Consider the following 1,339-nt stretch of genomic DNA (forward strand, 5'->3'; position numbering starts at 1 on the left):
CCTGCTGGACATCAACAGTAACGCCTCCCTGACGCTGAACGCGGGGAGCGCGCTGAATGCGGCCACCGAACTGCACGTCAACGATGCCAGCAGCACCCTCAATATCAGCAACAGCGGGGCCTTTACCCTGAACAACGTCCTGACCGGGGCCGGGCAGGTGAATGTCGATACGGCGAACGGCGCCTTCAACTTCGGGGCCGGCGCTGGCACCGCCTTTACCGGCAACGTGGCGCTGAATAACACCACCTTCTCGCTGGCCGGCACCAATGCCGCGGCCCTGGCAGGGGCGGGGCTGATGCTGAACAGCGGCAGCGATACCACGGTGGGCGTGGCCGGCACGCCGGGCAGCGCAACGCTGCAGAGCCTGGCCCTGAACGGCGGCACGCTGAACTTCACCGGCGGCGCCCCGCTCTCCAGCGCCGAGAGCACGGTCACCACCCAGACCCTGACCGCCAGCGGCGGCACCGTCAATCTGGAGGGGGCAGGCTCCTGGAACAATACCCTGCCGGTGGTGCCGCCGAACCTGTCGATCCTCGATCAGAACCGGGGCGGTACGCCGATGCGGCTTATCAGCGCCACCACCGCCAGCGGGGCCGATACCCTGACGCTGACGATTGATGGGGTGGCGGTGACGCCGCAAGGATTACTCTCTGCCATTAACCAGAACGCGGCGCATGTAGCGGATGCAACCTACCATTACGCGCTGTCCAACACCGACGGGGCCAGCGCCACGGGCCTGTACCTGAACTACGGCCTGAGTGCGATTAACCTGTTGCAGGACAACCCGAACGCGCTGGTGATTGCCACCGATGTCAGCCCGGATGCCAACAAAAACCTGACCGCACAACTGACCGGGGTGGGCGGCATCGTGTTTGATGCCAGCAACGGGGCCCTGACCGTCACCAATAGCCAGAACAGCTACACCGGCAGCACCACGATCGCCGGTGGCGATGTGCGTCTGGGCAGCAACAATGCCTTTGGCGCCACCTCACTGCTGACGGTGGCGAGCGGCGCCAGCTTCAATACCAACACCTTCAGCCAGACGGTGGGGGCGCTCACCAACCTGGGCACGGTCACGCTCGATCCGGGCGTGCTGACCAGCGGGTTGTTGACCAACACCGGGGTGATTGACCTGGCGGGCGGGATACTGACCCTGCAGGAGGGCGGCACCTCCAGCGCGGTCGGCGGCCTGACCGGGGCCGGGACGCTGAACGTCAACGGCGGCACCCTGGCGCTGAGTGCCGCCAACAGCGGCCTGTCGGCGGCCACCCATATCGCGTCCGGTGCCACCATCACCGCCGGCGCGGCCAATGCGTTGGGCACCAGCGCGGTGGAGGTC

General features: G+C 66.6%; 1 pseudogene. It reads left to right on the forward strand.

Features of this window, described 5'->3' with window-relative positions:
- A pseudogene (locus tag WG891_RS26560) lies at window positions 1–1,339 on the forward strand (autotransporter outer membrane beta-barrel domain-containing protein); the annotation flags it as partial.

Source organism: Serratia sp. MMO-28 (genome assembly GCF_037199905.1).
GTDB classification, from domain to species: domain Bacteria; phylum Pseudomonadota; class Gammaproteobacteria; order Enterobacterales; family Enterobacteriaceae; genus Chania; species Chania oryzae.